This window comes from Burkholderia sp. LA-2-3-30-S1-D2, assembly GCF_001523915.2.
Classification (GTDB): Bacteria; Pseudomonadota; Gammaproteobacteria; order Burkholderiales; family Burkholderiaceae; genus Burkholderia; species Burkholderia diffusa.
In genome coordinates, this window is the sequence record NZ_CP013383.1 from 2,693,884 (window position 1) to 2,709,855 (window position 15,972).

Consider the following 15,972-nt stretch of genomic DNA (forward strand, 5'->3'; position numbering starts at 1 on the left):
CCGCGTGCGACGGACCGGCGCGCTGCCTGCGCCGGTCCACCCTCCTTTCCGATTCGACATGCCGATTTTCATTGCACTGTTCGCGCTCATCGCCGTGGGATGGGGCGCGGTTCATCTGTTTCACGTCATCGCCGCGCAGTTCGGCCAGCCGGTCGCGATCGCGGCCGCCTTGTTCGCCGCCGCGATCCTGATCGCGCTGATCGCGTGGTGGATCAAGCGCCGTCGCGACATCGCACCGAACGCGAAGGAACAAGGCTGGACCCACGTCGTGCATCGCGAGTGGGGCGACGTGCGCGTGTCAGCGACGCAGGGGCTGCTGTGGCTGTCGCACGACGGTGCGGACGGCCGCTATACGTTGTCGCAGCTCGACGGCTGCGAAGCCGAGCCGATCGACGGCCGCTGGCATCTGGTCGTGCGTGTGCGTGACGCCGCACGCGGTGAATGGAAGCTGCCGATGATGGACAAGCACGATGCGCGGCGCTGGGCGCGCGTGCTGATGCTCGCGAGGGATAGCCGGCTGTAACGGCCCACTGCCGCGTGCCGACGCCGGCACGGCCGCGCACGACGCACGACGCATGACGCCCGCTGCTTTCTAGCGCGCGCCGAGCGCCCATAACGCGTCGAGCACGTGCTGGGTCGACCGCTCGACCGGGCCGGCCCGATGGGCGATGCCCAGTTCGCGCCACAACGCCGGACGCAGCGGCCGCATGACGATACGTGCATCCGGCAACGGGGCACCCGCCTCGTGCGGCAGCAGCGTCGCGCCGTAGCCTGCAGCGACCAGACTCTTGATCGCATCGTTGTAGTTGAGTTCGATGCGCGGCTCGGGGCGGTGGCCACCGAGCGCGAACCATTCCGCGGTGAGCCGCGACAGGCGGGTAGTCGCATCGTTAAGAATCAGCGGACGCGCGGCCAGATAGGCCGGCGTCACACGCGCCGGAAGCCGCCAGGCCGCAGGTAGAAAGGCCAGCACCGGATCGCGCCGCCACGCGCGGATCGAGAGCCCCGCGACCGCCGGCTGCGGCAACGCCACCAGTCCGACGTCGAGCGTGCCCTGCGCAATGCGCGCCAGTGTGTCGTGCGACGTGAGCACGGCGATCTGAACATCGATGTCCGGATGGCGCTCGCGCAGCCGGGCCACCGCCTGCGGCAACAGATGGGCGATCGCCCCGGTCGATGCGCCGAGACGCACCCGCCCGGTCAGCCCCTGCACTTGTCGCTCCACGTCGTCGAGAGTCGACTCGACCTCGGCCAGCAGACGGCGCGCCCGCTCCACCAGCACCGCACCGATGGTCGACGGCTGCACGTTGCCGCGCGTGCGCGACAGCAACGGCGCACCGATGCGGCTTTCGAGTTCAGCGACATGAAGGCTGACCGTCGGCGGCGCAAGATGAAGCAGTTGCGCGGCGGCCACGAAGGATCCCTGGTCGGCGATCGCGACCAGCGTACGCAGTCGATCCAGACTGATCTCGCGCATTCCCACCTCTCATTCAGGAAATCTGAATCTCGCAATCAGGAAATTCAACTTTTCCTATTCTAGGCGTTCGATGGACGATACGGCTTTCCCGACGTCCGAAGCGAGAAACGCGACCATCATGAGCCTCTCCACTGTCTACATCGACGGCGACCAAGGTACGACCGGACTGCTGATCCACGAGCGCCTGCGGGATCGCACCGATCTGCGGCTCGTCACGCTGCCGGATGCCGAGCGCAAGAACCCCGCGCGGCGCAGCGAAGCGATCAACGCATCCGATATCGCGATTCTGTGCCTGCCCGACGCCGCCGCGCGCGAAGCGGTCGGCTTCATCCGGAATCCGGCGGTACGCGTGATCGACGCGAGCTCGGCCCATCGCACCGATCCGGAATGGGTCTACGGTTTTCCCGAGATGGTCCACGGACATGCGCAGACGATCGCGCACGCGCGGCGCGTCACCAATCCGGGCTGCTATCCGACGGGCGCGATCGGCCTGCTCCGGCCGCTGCAACAAGCTGGCCTGCTGCCACGCGACTACCCGGCGAGCATCCATGCCGTGTCCGGTTACTCGGGCGGCGGCCGGACCGCCGTCGACGAATTCGAATCGAACGGGGCCGCACGCACGAAACCGCTGCAGGTCTACGGCCTCGCGCTCGCGCACAAGCACGTGCCCGAGATCCAGCTGCACGCGGGGCTCGCGCATCGTCCGCTGTTCGTGCCAGCTTACGGCGCCTATCGGCAAGGCATCGTGCTGACCGTGCCGATCGAGCTGCGCCTTCTCCCGGCCGGCGTGACCGGTGAGTTGCTGCATGCGTGTCTCGCGCACCATTACGCCGGCGCGCGCCACGTCGAGGTCACGCCGCTCGCGGATACGCGCACGATCACGCATCTCGATCCGCAAGCGCTGAACGGTACGAACGACCTGCGGCTTGGCGTGTTCGTGAATGCCGAGCACGGCCAGGTGCTGCTGTCCGCCGTGTTCGACAATCTCGGCAAAGGGGCATCCGGCGCGGCCGTGCAGAACCTCGATCTGATGCTCGGTGCGGCGAAAGCGACGTAAGCCCCAGGCGGACAACATCATCGGCCGGCCCGGCGCATCGCGGCCGCCGGTGCGTCGGTGCGTCGGTGCGTCGGTGCGTCGGTGCCTGCGGCACGCTACCGGCTCGCGACGCGGTTGCGAGCCGTCAACGGGCCTTGGCCGACGCTTCTTACATGCCCCCGTAAAAGCTCACCTTTGGCCGATTTCAGGCCGCATCGTCACCCGCCGCGGCATTCAACCCGGCAAGCGCCTCCGCGAGAAAATCGACGCACACGCGCACTTTCGCCGAAGCCGCGACGCGTTCCGGATACACAGCCCAGATGTTCGCCGGCTGAACCACGTCCGACAGCACGCGACGCAGCGCGCCGCGTTCGATCAGCGGCCCCGCTTCCCAGATCGAGCGCAGCACGATCCCGCGCCCGGCCAGCGCCCATTGCACGGCCACCTCGCCGTGGTTCGTCGACAGCGCGCCGCCGACCTTCACCGTTGCCGTTTCTCCGCGCAGGTTCAGCCGCCAGACGCCGAACGGATGGTCGCGCTCCTTGATCGCGAGGCAGTCGTGCGATGCGAGATCCGCGAGCGTGCGCGGCGTGCCGCGCCGTGCGAGATAGTCGGGCGACGCGCACAGCACGCGATAGTTCGCGGCAAGGCGGCGAGCGATCAGGTGATCGGCGATCTCGTCGCCGATGCGCACGTCGAGGTCGTAGCCTTCGCCCGCGACGTCGACGAGCCGGTCGAACAGATCGAGCCGCACGTTCAGCTGCGGATAACGCGCGGAGAAGTCGAGCAACGCCGGCGCGACGACATGACGGCCGAAGCCGAAGCTGCTCGAGATGCGCAGCGTGCCGCGCGGCACCGTGCGCGTGGTCGACACGTCCTCGACGAGATGGTCGACGTCATCGAGAATCTTCTCGGCACGCGCGAACACGCGTTCGCCGGCCTCCGTGACCGTCACGCGGCGCGTCGAGCGATGCAGCAGCCGCGTGCCGAGCTGCGCCTCGAGCAGCGCGATGCGCTTGCTCACATATGCGGGCGATACCGCGAGCTGCTCGGCCGCCGCGCTGAAGCTCGTCAGGCGGACGACCAGGCTGAAGACGCGCAGGTCGTCGAGATTCGGCGATTTGTTCACGATTCGTGGAAAGTCGATTAACCTTTCGCACGATTTTAATCTGAATGGAAATAAATAAAATGGCGTCGTGTTCCGCTGCGCACGCTGCCGGCGGCCCGATCAGCCAAGGAGGCTTGCATGAGCGACAAGACGTACAAGATTGCCGTCATCCCCGGTGACGGCATCGGCCGTGAAGTGATGCCCGAGGGCCTGCGCGTGCTCGACGCCGTGACGGCGCGCTTCGGCATCCGTTTCCAGTTCGAGCAGATCGACTGGGCGAGCTGCGACTACTACGCCCAGCACGGCAAGATGATGCCGGACGACTGGAAGGCCCGGCTCTCGGGCATGGATGCGATCCTGTTCGGTGCGGTCGGCTGGCCCGCGACGGTGCCCGATCACATTTCGCTGTGGGGTTCGCTGCTGAAATTCCGACGCGAATTCGACCAGTACATCAACCTGCGGCCCGCGCGCCTGTTCGACGGCGTGCCGTCGCCGCTCGCCGGCCGCAAAGCAGGCGACATCGACTTCATGATCGTGCGCGAGAACACCGAAGGCGAATATTCGTCGGTCGGCGGCACGATGTTCGAAGGCACCGAGCGCGAAGTGGTGATGCAGCAGTCGATCTTCACGCGCCACGGCACGGAGCGCGTGCTGAAGTTCGCGTTCGAGCTCGCGCAGCGCCGCGCGAAGCGCCTGACCGTCGCGACGAAGAGCAACGGCATCGCGATCAGCATGCCGTGGTGGGACGCACGCGCGGCCGAGATGGGCGAACGCTATCCCGAGATCGCCGTCGACAAGCAGCACATCGACATCCTGTGCGCGCGCTTCGTGCTGCAGCCTGACCGCTTCGACGTCGTCGTCGCGTCGAACCTGTTCGGCGACATCCTGTCCGATCTCGGGCCGGCCTGCACGGGCACGATCGGCATCGCGCCGTCGGCGAACCTGAACCCGGATCGCACGTTTCCGTCGCTGTTCGAACCGGTGCACGGCTCCGCGCCGGACATCGCGGGCCAGTACATCGCGAACCCGATCGCGATGATCTGGTCGGCGGCGATGATGCTCGACTTCCTCGGCAACGGCGCGGGTCGCGAACGCGAGGCGCACGATGCGATCGTCGCGGCGATCGAGGACGTGCTGCGCACCGGGCCGCGCACGCGCGATCTTGGCGGTCAGGTGGGGACGCAGGAAGTGGGTGAGGCGATCGCGGCGCGGATCGCCGGCTGACGGAACGTCCGAAGGCGCGCGGCTCGGAAGTGTTCGATCGATGTCATGCTCAAGGGTGAGCAGCACGACTGACTGCCGCGCACCTTCGCCGATTTCGACGCGCACGCCTGGATGCGTGCATGTCGATGACGAACGGTGAGTTGGATCGCACATCGATACACACCGATTGAATCTCACCACCATGCGTGTATGCAGCAAGTGCGCCGCCGATGTCGCATTCGATCCGCATGCGAGCAACGCTTCGCTCAGTGCAACCGGACCGTTTCCTGCGAAGATTGATCGGTGAGATGCAGGGCGTGAAGAATCACACCGTCCCGCACGAAATGCCTCCTCTCCCGAAAACGCTCACCTCAACCAGCGGCTCCCGTATTCCCTCACCGTTGAGCACAGGCGTCACGCTCGATGCACAGTCGCGCGCGTCCACGCGACGCCATCGTGCTACGTCACAGCCCAAGATCGGACAGACCGGGATGATCGTCCGGACGGCGACCGAGAGGCCAGTGGTACAGGCGATCCGCTTCGCGAATCGGCAGGTCGTTGATGCTCGCGTGGCGATGCGCCATCAAGCCGTTTTCGTCGAACTCCCAGTTTTCGTTCCCGTATGAGCGGAACCAGTTGCCGGCGTCGTCATGCCATTCGTATGCGAATCGCACCGCGATGCGATTGCCGCCGAACGCCCACAGCTCCTTGATCAGCCGGTAGTCGAGCTCGCGCGTCCATTTCCGCTGCAGCAGTCCGACGATCTCGTCGCGGCCCGTCACGAACTCCGCGCGATTGCGCCACCGGCTCTGCGGCGTATAGGCAAGCGAGACGCGCTGCGGGTCGCGCGTGTTCCACGCATCCTCCGCGGCACGCACTTTCTGGCGCGCCGTATCGAGCGTGAAGGGCGGAACGGGCGGACGAATTTCCGGGGAAGCGGACATGGGATGCTCCTGTTCAAGGTTGGGGCTGCGCACGAACGCAGCCGGTTGGGACGCGTTACTTCGACGCTCGAGACACCGTTTCGAGCAAGAGCTCGGCGGTTGTGCGCGCATCGCGCGCCGCGGTCGCTTCGCCGCTGACGAGCGCGACGCCGATCGCGCCGTCGATCAGCACCAGCCACTGGCGCGCGATGCGGGCCAGGCCGCGGCGCTCGATGCCGGCGTCGTCGGCATACGCGTCGAGCCGCTCGCGCACGAACGCGAGCAAGCGCGCCTTGTGCATACGCGCGACGACGCGTATCGGATCGTCGGCGTCGGCAATCTCGCCGGACGCGTTCAGGAACGCGCAGCCGTGAAAATCGGGTTGCGAGAACCAGTCGCGCAGCACATCGAACATGCCGAGCAAGTGCGCACGCGGCGACTTGCCGCGCGCCAGCGTGGCGTCGACGAACCAGCGCATCCAGCGCGCGTCGCGTCGCTCGAGGGCGGCGACAACCAGCGCCTCCTTCGATTCGAACTGCGAATAAAAGCTCTTTCGCGCGGCACCGGATCGCTTCACGATCGCATCGACACCCGTGGCGTGGATGCCGCCCGAGTAGATCAGCGCTTCGGCCGCGTCGAGCAGTCGGTCGCGAACGGCCGGTTCGCCGGAGAAGTCATCATGTGTGTTCATGGGTTTACGGTAGAACGATCGTTCTCCAACGTCAACACCCATGTGAAAAGGCCCTGTCGTCGGAAGGGCCGAACGCCGCATGGTTTCGATTGCGGGCAGCGCATTGCAGGCGGCGTTTACGACATTTTTTCTTGAAGCTGGCGCAGGGTGCTCACTACACTTCGGTCACCCCGTCTGGCCGAAAGGACATCATGCAGCGACCGGAATCCGCACGCGCCAAGCGTGCCTATGCGGCTTATGCGAAGCGGCTCGATGGCCGCGTCGTCGTACGGCGTTTCGATCCGTCCAGCGATTCGTACGAATCGCTGACCGCGTTGCTGCATCGCGCGTACGCGCCGCTCGGCGCCGCAGGCTTCAACTGTCCCGGTGTCGACCAGCCGGCGTCGGAGACGCGCGAACGCATGCTCACCGGCGAGTGTTTCGTCGCGCTCGGTAACGGGCATCTGGTCGCGACGATCACGATGCAGCCGCACGATCCCGATTCGCGGTGCGATCCGTACCGCAGCCGACGCGTCGCGACGCTCGGCCAGTTGGCCGTCGATCCGGTCTGGCAGGATCGCGGCATCGGCCGTGCGCTGCTCGCGTTCGCGCAACGGCGGGCGGCCGCGCGTGGCGCGACGCACCTTGCGCTTGATGCGCCGCATGCGGCTGTCCGGCTCGTCGACTTCTATCGGCGCGAAGGGTTTCAGTTGATCGACGTGATGCGGTTTGCAGGACACAGCTATGACAGCGCGATCCTGTGCAAGGCCGTTGGCGTATCGGACGGGCGGATACCTGCATCCGACATGACGTCGATCCACGTCGAGCGGCGTGCCGGAGCGGCGTCATGAAACACGAAGCCGACGACGATCGTGCGCGGCTCGCACTGAGGCATGCCCGCACGCGGGCAGCGCTGCGCATGCGCGGGCTGGTGAAGCTGACGGTCGTCACGATCGCGGTCACGCAACTTCTGACGCTCGTGTTCGAGGCCCTGCTCGTCGCGGTCGGCTACGCGCCGGAAGCCGCGACGTTGCTGCTGTTCCGCTTCGTCACGTGCGCGCTCGTCAGCTTCTGGCTTCAGGCGGACGCATCCCGCGCGTATCGGCATGCGTCCAAGCGCGGGCTCGTGACGGTGTCCGGTAAGCATGGCGAACTGATCGAGATCGCACCGCAATGCCCGAAACGCTGGCTCGTCGTGTTGAGTCTGCAACTCGAACCGCGATGGTTGAACGGTGAGCGCATCAGGTAGCGGGAAGCGCACCAATCAATGCGGCCTGGCAGGCGGACAGGTGAGTTCGCACGTCGTTGATCGGCTCACGCATCAAGAAGGCGCCGTGACGGCGTTGCGTGGTGACGTGCTGTCACGAAAGCACGGCAAGACCGTGGCCCAGGCGGGCGATGCGACAGGGCGTCGCGATTCAGGCGCGGCAAACGAAACGGAAGGGCAGGAAGAAACACACGCACCGAGCGGCGCGATAGTGCGGACGGGAGCGCGACGCTGACGGGTGAGATGCATGCGTGATTGCGTGTCATCGATACGTGCTGCGGCAGCGAAGCGCGATCGCCGTCATATCGTCAAGAAGAAACGCCGTGCCGTCGTTGAATTCCTCGCCTGCGCGTCACACGACGGCACGATCGAGCCATCATTCGGCGCGCAAACAGCTCCCGAATAATCTCACCTCACGCGTTCGTCGAAGCCGCCCTGCCTCGACAAACGCTCATGCCGACACGAACGGGGCACTCGGCAAACGCGCCGAGCCGCCCCGCCGGCGCTCAGACCGTCCAGTCGAGGATCACCTTGCCGCTTTCACCGGACAGCATCGCGGCGAAGCCTTGTTCGTAATCGTCGGCTGCAAAACGATGCGTGATGATCGGCGACAGATCGAGGCCGCTTTGCAGCATCGCGACCATCTTGTACCAGGTCTCGAACATCTCGCGCCCGTAGATGCCCTTGATCTCTAGCCCCTTGAAGATCACCTGGTTCCAGTCGATCGCCGTCTGCGCGGGCGGAATGCCGAGCAGCGCAACCTTGCCGCCGTGATTCATCGCCTCGAGCATGCTGGTGAACGCGCTCGGCACGCCCGACATCTCGAGGCCGACGTCGAAGCCTTCCGTCATGTGCAGGTCGGCCATCACGTCGCGCAGCGACTCGCGTGCGACGTTGACCGCGCGCGTCGCGCCCATCTTGCGCGCGAGTTCGAGCCGGTAGTCGTTGATATCGGTGATCACGACGTTGCGCGCGCCGACGTGCTTCGCGATCGCGACGGCCATGATGCCGATCGGGCCCGCGCCCGTGATCAGCACGTCCTCGCCGACGAGATTGAACGACAGCGCCGTATGCGTCGCGTTGCCGAACGGATCGAAGATCGACGCGAGATCGTCGGAGATCTCGGGCGGAATCTTGAACGCGTTGAACGCGGGAATCGCCAGATACTCGGCGAACGCGCCCTCTCGATTCACGCCGACGCCGACCGTGTTGCGGCACAGATGCCGGCGGCCGGCACGACAGTTGCGACAGAAGCCGCATGTGATGTGGCCTTCGCCGGACACGCGGTCGCCGATCGCGAAGCCGCGCACTTCCTGCCCCATCTCGACGATCTCCCCGACGTATTCGTGGCCGACGTGCATGGGTACGGGAATCGTCTTCTGCGCCCAGTCGTCCCACTTCCAGATATGGATGTCGGTGCCGCAGATCGCCGTGCGGCGAATCTTGATCAGCACGTCGTTGTGTCCGACCTCGGGGCGCTTCACGCGCGTGAGCGTGAGGCCCGGGCCGCGCTCGAGCTTTGCCAGTGCTTTCATGGTCGCGCCTCCGTCAGACGATGCCGAGCGACTTGCCGACGCGCACGAACGCGGCGACCGTCTGATCGATCTGTTCAGGCGTATGCGCGGCGCTCATCTGCGTGCGGATGCGTGCGCGACCGCGCGGCACGACCGGGAACGAGAAGCCGATCACGTAGACGCCTTCTTCGAGCAACTTGTCGGCCATGTTGGTTGCAAGCTGCGCGTCGCCGAGCATCACCGGGATGATCGGATGCGCACCGGGCACGAGCGTGAAACCCGCGGCGGTCATCTGCTCGCGGAAACGCACGCCGTTCTCGCGCACACGTTCGCGCAGCTTCGCCCCTTCGTCGCTGCCGAGCAGTTCCAGCACCTTCAGCGACGCCGCGGCAATGCTCGGCGTCAGCGTGTTCGAGAACAGGTACGGACGCGAACGCTGGCGCAGCAATTCGACGACCTCGCGGCGGGCCGCGACATAGCCGCCCGATGCGCCGCCCAACGCCTTGCCGAGCGTGCCGGTAATGATGTCGATGCGACCATCGACGCCGCAGTGCTCGGGCGTGCCGCGACCATGCGCGCCGATGAAGCCGACCGCGTGCGAATCGTCGACCATCACGAGCGCGCCGTAACGATCGGCGAGGTCACAGATGCCTTTCAGGTCGGCGATGATGCCGTCCATCGAGAACACGCCATCGGTCGCGATCAGCTTGTGGCGCGCGCCCGCTGCGTCGGCTTCCTTCAGCTTCGCCTCGAGATCGGAGAGATCGTTGTTCTTGTAACGGAAACGCTTCGCCTTGCAGAGGCGGATACCGTCGATGATGCTCGCGTGGTTCAGCTCGTCGCTGATCACTGCGTCGTTCTCGTCGAGCAGCGTCTCGAACAGGCCGCCGTTCGCATCGAAGCAGCTCGAATAGAGGATGCTGTCTTCCGTGCCGAGAAACGACGCCAACGCGCTTTCGAGTTGCTTGTGCACGGTTTGCGTGCCGCAGATGAAGCGCACCGACGCCATGCCGAAGCCGTCCTGGTCGAGACCTGCCTGCGCCGCGGCGATCAGGCGCCGATCGTTCGCCAGACCGAGATAGTTGTTCGCGCAGAAATTCAGCACGCCGGCACCGCTGGCGAGCCGCACGGCCGCCGCTTGGGGACTCGCGATCTCGCGCTCGGTCTTGTAAAAACCGTCCGCGCGGATCTGGTCGAGCGTCCCGCGCACCTGGGCGAGAAAGGCATCACGCATCGCAAAGCTCCTGACAGGGATTCGCAATCCGCCGCGCGCCGCTCGTGGCGGCTGCGCAACGGCCTGCTACTGTTATAGTCGGTCGTTCGGTTGACCGCATTTATCCGATATTCCGAACTAGAATTCGAAATACCGAACAACTCTAAGCGAACGGAAACCAAATGGCAAGTTCCTCCGCGTCGCGGCGCACGCCTGCCGGCGCCGCACCGCAGCCGCCGGGCGTGACGCCGCCGCGCGTCGGCGAGCAAATCCAGCGACTGCGCAACGAGCGCAAGCTGACCCTCGACGACCTGTCGCGCGCAGCCGGCGTATCGAAGTCGATGCTCTCCGAGATCGAGCGCGACAAGGCCAATCCGACGATCGCGGTCGCATGGCGGCTCACGAATGCGCTCGGCATCACGCTCGACGAGCTGTTCTCGCAGCCGAAAGCGCCGGAGACGATCCGCGTGGATGGCCCACACGACATCCCGACGCTCGCCGGCCACGACGGCCGCTATCAATTGCGCGTATGGGGCCCGATCGACCTGGCCGGCAAGTTCGAGTGGTATGAACTGACGCTGCCGGGCGGCGGCGCGCTCGTGTCGAACGCGCACGAACCCGGCACGCGCGAGCACCTCACCGTGCTCCAGGGCGCGATGGAAATCGAAGCCGCGGCGGCGAGCCGACGCCTGAAAGCGGGCGATACCGCGCGCTACCCGGCCGACACGCCTCACGCCATCCGCAATCCCGGCAAGGCGGAAGCGCGCGCACTACTGATCGTGATTCATCGCTGACGATGCGAATAGCTGGCCGAAAGGCCAGTTGCGGAAAATACTGTATGTTTGTACAGTATACGGACATTCCGCCATGCATTGGCCGGGGCCGCCGCACCGAGGCGCCCGCTCCGGTCGACAGGAGCCTGCGATGACAGAAGAACAAGATTTGGCCGCGCTCAGCTTCAAGGCTGCCGCGCACGACCTCGAGTTGATTGTGCGCCATATAGCCGGGCGCTACATCCATCAGCGCGTCCCGCTGTCGTGGCGCCTGCTGCACGCCATCGAAGCCGAGGCACTCGCGGATCTCGGGTTTGCCAGTCGGCACGAAGCCGGCATGCGCCAGCTGTTCGAACGGCCGTCGGACATGACTTTTCCCGAAACGGATGATCCGATCGATTTCGGACGATCGAATGCGCTACCCGCTGTCTTCTCGTTCGCGGTTCTCGCGTACGAAGCGGCGGCCAGATCGCAGGAAGCGGCACCCAGCGAGCGCATTCATCGCCCATCCAAGGCGTGGGGTGACTGACATCAGGCCCTGGCCGTTCGGCACGGCGGCCGGCTCCTGCATCCTGCCGCCCGCCACGTTGCGGATAGGGCTACCATATACGCAACTAACGGAATAAACAACATGTCCCTTCCCACACCCTCCGACACGCCCGCACGCCCGGAAGAAAAGGATCTGTTCGACCGTGGTGCGTCCGACTGGATCATCTCGCCCGAAGCCGCGTTCGACGCATGGCTTGCCATGCAGGACTACCGCCGTTCGTCGGCCGACGTCTACCGCGCACAATGGGGCGCCTTTCTCGCGTGGCTACGTGCACATCAGAAAAACCTGGCCACGGTCGATACCGCAACGATCGCGAATTTCGTCAGCGAGCTTCCCATACGGAAAACGCAGCGAATGCGCTATTTGAGGCTGATCGAACGCGTGCTCGACCACATCCGGCGCACCGAGCTCGCGTCCACCAACCCGGCCCGCTTCATTGCTCAGGATGGCGAAGCGGATTGGCGTCAGGCACGCGACAACGAGCCGACCGGTTTCCTGACACCGGCCGAACGCGCGAAGTTGCTGGCCTACCTGTTTTCGCCGATTGGCGTATCTGGCTCCGCATACTGGAAGGAGCGGCGAGACCGCGCGCTCGTCGCCGCATTTCTCGGGGCCGGCGTGAAAACCGGCGAAGCACGCGCGCTTACGATTAGTTGCATCAATGCAAGCGGAACGTCGCTGCAGATCCCGTCGACACATCCCGATTTCGCGCGCGAAACCCATCTGGCCTCGTTCGCGATCGCGTTGCTCGAAGCATGGCTCGTGGAACGCAAGCGCCAGGAGATTCCGGGCGAGCTCGTGTTTCCGGCATCGCACGCCGGGCGGCCGATGCACAAGGCGACGATGCTGCGCGCGATCGATGCAATCGTTGAATCCGCGGGGCTCACGTCGTCACGCACCGCGCGCGCGAGCCCGCAAACGCTGCGCAACACTTACGCTGCCGAACTGTTCGAGCACGACGTGCCACCCGAGCGGGTCGGCAAATGGCTCGGCTTCATGCGGCCGATCTCGTCGAACCGCCTTCATCGCGCATGGAAAAACTGGCGCGATGATCTCGCGAATGGTGACGCGTCCGAGCAGGACGAAACTCACTGATGCCGAGCCGGCTGCTCACGCGGCATGATCCGTGAGCAGCCTTGTGCGGCGTAGCCTCACCGTTTCACAGCTCCCGTAAAACCTCACCTCACGCGTCCCGAATCTCCTCACCTGTGCGATCCCTGTGCCGGGCGACACGTCAGTCGCGCGTAAAGCGCGCGACCGCTTCGAATCGGGAAGGCCAGGGCCCCGACGCATGTTCGCATTCGGGGCAAGACACTTCGAACCCGTCGTCGCCCTGCGACAATTCCGGTTCGCCGTCGCAGTGCGGGCACTGGGTCGGCACCGGAATCTCGTGGTCCAGTGACGTCCCGATCGCGGAAAACGCATCCGCATCGAGCTGACCTGCATCGGCCAAGCGCCGGATCAGCGCGGAAACCTCCGGATTCATCCCGCGGCTCGCGCGCAGCGTATTCACGTCGCGTGTCGCACGGTCCAATTCGTCGCTCTGGGTGCGCAGCTGTTCCTCGAGCCGGTCCGCGCGGGCCTTGGCCGAACTCAGCTGCTGAAGAAAATCGAATTCCATGCGCTGCACGTCGCGCAGGCCGCTCTGGTAGCTCGACGCCATGCTGCGCAGCGAGTCCAGCTCGACCAGCATTGGTTTGACGCGGCGCTCGGCTTCGGCCACGGCATCCTTGATCTGCTGCGCATAGTGTTCGGTGCGCTGCTGCAATTCGGCCTGGAGCGTGTCGATGCGGTCGCGCAGCGTCGCGTTCTGCGTCTGCTCCGCGTCGACGCGGGCAGCCATGACAGCCAGTTCCTTTTCAAGTCGCGCGACTGTGGTGAGCAGCGTCGCCTCGTTTGCCGAACCGTGCGTCGATTGCGAGGCCAGCTGCACCTCGAGCTCGGTCACACGCGCCTGCAGTTGCTCGTTGCGGGTTTCGCTGCGCGTCAGTGCGCCCTCTAGGGTTTCCTGGCGAACCGTGGCGTCGCGCAGCCGCTGTTCCGCATCGGCCATGCAGGCGCGAACCTGTTCGCGATCGACATCGAGGCTTTCCCTGGCCGCTTTCAACGCCTCTTCATATAGCGCGCCAAGCAATGAGCCTGCCTTTTCCTCGACCGCTTTCGGGATCGCCGCACCGTCGAGCCGGATTTTCGAGGCGGAACGGATTCGTTCCCAGAAATGATCGATGTCCTTCGGAATGTCGCTGGCGCTGCCGGTCTGGGTCAGGTCGCGAACGTTGGCAGCCGATGGTCGGATACCGAGATCGAAGAACAACCGCTTGCACGCATGCAGCGACAACTCCTGGCGGCGCGCGCCGCTCGCACGGAGCGATTCCAGTTCTTCTCGGATGACTCCACGCATTTCATCCAGGGTCATGGGAGGACTCACAGACATTGACATGTTGTGATCATAACGAAATACGTATTTTTTGATACTCGTTTTCGCGCAGCGTGGTGAATTTACATCGCTGTGCACAGAAATCTGGGCTGTGAGCCAATCCGGACGAACCAGCACTTCGATTCCGTGAAACAAAGCGAAGAAAACAAGGCAAGTCTTTGTTCTGAAAGCGTTTTCGAGTAGGCCCCGAAAAAGTGCATTTGTTTCACATGCCGGGCGTCATCGTAGCCGGCCGGTGTTCTGGGGTTGGGGTCTCTGTGGAAAACTCGATGACGGATGTCTTGAGAGTATTAGAAGTAAACACCCTTGAACCCTTAGTTAAAAACGTTAACGCCGCGGCACAGCCTTATGTAGCAAGGCTTTCCGGCCGACAAGGTGAAGCTTTACGGGAACCAAGGTGATCTTCTGCGGGAGCTGAAGTGATGGGATTCGGGGATCTGCGTGAGCCGATGCAGGAAAGGTCGTGAGCGGATTCGGGATCACAGTGAAACACGAGATTTCCCAAAGGTGAGGTTTTTCGGGGCCACACAGCCACGGAACCCATGCTGTGCCTGAACGCACAGTTTTCTGCCTGTGCAGACATAGGTGAGCATTTGCGGGACCTTCTTCGCGCCCCCATTCTGCCCATCTTTTGGGCAGTTTTCGGGAAAGGTGAGGTTTCACGGGACTCCACAGGGATTTGCTGTGAGGATTTCCGGGAATCGACCGTCATTTTGCACAGCAAAAGTGCCCTGTGGAGCCTGTGAGGCCCAAAAGGTGAGGCTTTTCGGGAGCGAAATCCGGGTTTTCCTGCCCGAATGCCGATAAGGTGAGCTTTTTCGGGGCATGGATCACAGGCCGTCGGATGTCTTACAGGTGAGGTTTTTCAGGAGCGCTATTTGCTCAAGAATTGGTCAAAGGTGAGGCTTTCCGGGATCCGGAGCGGGGCGAATTCGCTGAAAAGCCCACCGGGACTGGCGGAAATCTGATTTTCCCTGTGCCACTTTTTGGCACAGGTGAGATTTTTCGGGAATCGGCACACGGCTGCCGCATCCGCCCGAACACCGTAAAGGTGAGGTTTTTCGGGAGATGGTCGCCGGACACAGCGGAACGCCTGACGTACATAAGTATCGGATGTCATTGACATTTTTGATACCGCGGCGGTTACGGTGAGATTTTTCGGGAGTTGCTTCCGCGTCCGTTGGAATGCCGTTTTTGTCGTCAAGGTGAGGTTTTTCGGGAGCCTCTGGCTGCTGATCCCGCGTGTGTCGGGGATTCGTCGATATCAGGGTCACAGAATTTCGAACCGATACGGTGAGAATTTTCGGGACTGAATGGTTTCTGTGCGCTGTACAATGCGCGCCCGGGCCGTTGAAACGGTTTCGATCGACGTCGCGGAGTCCCTCTTCGGCGCGGGTTTCCGGACACCGATCGCGGTCGCGATCGCCCCGTCAGTCGAGCCTGTACATGCATACAGGGCGTTGCAGGTCCGTCCGCTCGATGCCGTGACAGCCAGTGGCGACCCTGTGACGAGGACCCGGAAGTGCAGTCGTAAAATTACGACAAATCGAAAGGTGAGCCGATACGGGAGCAAATTTCGCACGTATCGAGCACAGGCAAAAATCTGTGAATCCGCGCATCCCGCGACACGTCTGGACGAGTCCGAAACGCTTTAAATCCGGACCGGTGAGGGTTTTCGGGAGAGGGTTGGGGTGAGTGCCCTTTTGCACGTGCGCTTCACCGGCTATGGTGAGCATGTCGTTCTGGACGCATATCACCACAGGCGCTATCCTTCCGTGAAACTTCTCCTCCGACCTGACGC

General features: G+C 64.2%; 15 protein-coding genes. 8 read left to right on the forward strand and 7 right to left on the reverse strand.

All coding sequences use genetic code 11. The features are described 5' to 3' along the window. The first annotated feature begins 58 nt into the window (after positions 1–58). Complete coding sequence (locus WS66_RS12485) at positions 59–523, forward strand: hypothetical protein (protein WP_059604569.1); 465 nt, start codon at positions 59–61, stop codon at positions 521–523. Positions 524–592: 69 nt separating this feature from the next. Here the strand turns inward: WS66_RS12485 and WS66_RS12490 are convergent, their stop codons facing one another. After that, positions 593–1,477 carry a LysR family transcriptional regulator gene (locus tag WS66_RS12490; RefSeq protein WP_059604572.1) on the reverse strand — a complete coding sequence of 295 codons (885 nt, stop codon included), beginning with the start codon at positions 1,475–1,477 and terminating at the stop codon, positions 593–595. 118 nt (positions 1,478–1,595) lie between these two features. Here WS66_RS12490 and argC point away from each other — a divergent pair, with 118 nt between their 5' ends. Continuing rightward, on the forward strand, positions 1,596–2,534 hold the full coding sequence (argC, locus tag WS66_RS12495; RefSeq protein ID WP_059604811.1) for an N-acetyl-gamma-glutamyl-phosphate reductase: 939 nt from the start codon (positions 1,596–1,598) through the stop codon (positions 2,532–2,534). A gap of 184 nt (positions 2,535–2,718) precedes the next feature. On the opposite strand, the gene WS66_RS12500 is transcribed toward argC, so the two are convergent. Then, positions 2,719–3,642 carry a LysR substrate-binding domain-containing protein gene (locus WS66_RS12500; protein WP_059604575.1) on the reverse strand — a complete coding sequence of 308 codons (924 nt, stop codon included), beginning with the start codon at positions 3,640–3,642 and terminating at the stop codon, positions 2,719–2,721. A gap of 117 nt (positions 3,643–3,759) precedes the next feature. On the opposite strand from WS66_RS12500, the gene WS66_RS12505 reads away from it, so the two are divergent. Then, positions 3,760–4,845 (forward strand): tartrate dehydrogenase, encoded by a 1,086-nt coding sequence (locus tag WS66_RS12505; protein ID WP_059604578.1) that lies wholly within the window; start codon positions 3,760–3,762, stop codon positions 4,843–4,845. Between the two features lie 443 nt (positions 4,846–5,288). Here the strand turns inward: WS66_RS12505 and WS66_RS12510 are convergent, their stop codons facing one another. After that, positions 5,289–5,768, reverse strand: coding sequence for a nuclear transport factor 2 family protein (locus WS66_RS12510; protein ID WP_059604582.1), 480 nt, complete (start codon positions 5,766–5,768; stop codon positions 5,289–5,291). A gap of 55 nt (positions 5,769–5,823) precedes the next feature. After that, complete coding sequence (locus WS66_RS12515; RefSeq protein WP_059604586.1) at positions 5,824–6,438, reverse strand: TetR/AcrR family transcriptional regulator; 615 nt, start codon at positions 6,436–6,438, stop codon at positions 5,824–5,826. A 191-nt stretch (positions 6,439–6,629) separates the two neighbouring features. On the opposite strand from WS66_RS12515, the gene WS66_RS12520 reads away from it, so the two are divergent. Together WS66_RS12520 and WS66_RS12525 are read left to right on the forward strand one after the other, a co-directional pair. Then, a complete protein-coding gene (locus WS66_RS12520) occupies positions 6,630–7,268 on the forward strand; it encodes a GNAT family N-acetyltransferase (RefSeq protein ID WP_059604589.1) in 639 nt (212 codons plus the stop codon). Continuing rightward, positions 7,265–7,666, forward strand: a complete 402-nt coding sequence (locus tag WS66_RS12525; RefSeq protein ID WP_059604591.1) for a hypothetical protein — start codon at positions 7,265–7,267, stop codon at positions 7,664–7,666. The genes WS66_RS12520 and WS66_RS12525 overlap by 4 nt, the downstream gene beginning before the upstream one ends. Before the next feature lie 524 nt (positions 7,667–8,190). Here the strand turns inward: WS66_RS12525 and tdh are convergent. Next, positions 8,191–9,219 carry an L-threonine 3-dehydrogenase gene (tdh, locus tag WS66_RS12530; RefSeq protein WP_059529060.1) on the reverse strand — a complete coding sequence of 343 codons (1,029 nt, stop codon included), beginning with the start codon at positions 9,217–9,219 and terminating at the stop codon, positions 8,191–8,193. Between the two features lie 13 nt (positions 9,220–9,232). Then, positions 9,233–10,432 carry a glycine C-acetyltransferase gene (locus WS66_RS12535; protein ID WP_059604594.1) on the reverse strand — a complete coding sequence of 400 codons (1,200 nt, stop codon included), beginning with the start codon at positions 10,430–10,432 and terminating at the stop codon, positions 9,233–9,235. Positions 10,433–10,593: 161 nt separating this feature from the next. On the opposite strand from WS66_RS12535, the gene WS66_RS12540 reads away from it, so the two are divergent. The 3 genes from WS66_RS12540 to WS66_RS12550 all read left to right on the forward strand — a co-directional run bounded on the left by WS66_RS12540 (position 10,594) and on the right by WS66_RS12550 (position 12,829). Next, positions 10,594–11,205 (forward strand): helix-turn-helix domain-containing protein, encoded by a 612-nt coding sequence (locus tag WS66_RS12540; protein ID WP_040138960.1) that lies wholly within the window; start codon positions 10,594–10,596, stop codon positions 11,203–11,205. 130 nt (positions 11,206–11,335) lie between these two features. Next, positions 11,336–11,713, forward strand: a complete 378-nt coding sequence (locus WS66_RS12545) for a DUF2471 family protein (protein ID WP_059604597.1) — start codon at positions 11,336–11,338, stop codon at positions 11,711–11,713. 102 nt (positions 11,714–11,815) lie between these two features. After that, positions 11,816–12,829: a tyrosine-type recombinase/integrase gene (locus WS66_RS12550; RefSeq protein ID WP_059604599.1), complete on the forward strand. Its 1,014-nt coding sequence runs from the start codon at positions 11,816–11,818 to the stop codon at positions 12,827–12,829. Between the two features lie 139 nt (positions 12,830–12,968). Here WS66_RS12550 and WS66_RS12555 read toward each other — a convergent pair whose 3' ends face one another. Continuing rightward, the gene (locus WS66_RS12555) at positions 12,969–14,150 is read right to left on the reverse strand and encodes a DNA-binding protein (RefSeq protein ID WP_059604602.1); all 1,182 of its coding nucleotides are present in this window, start codon (positions 14,148–14,150) and stop codon (positions 12,969–12,971) included. Positions 14,151–15,972 lie beyond the last annotated feature (1,822 nt).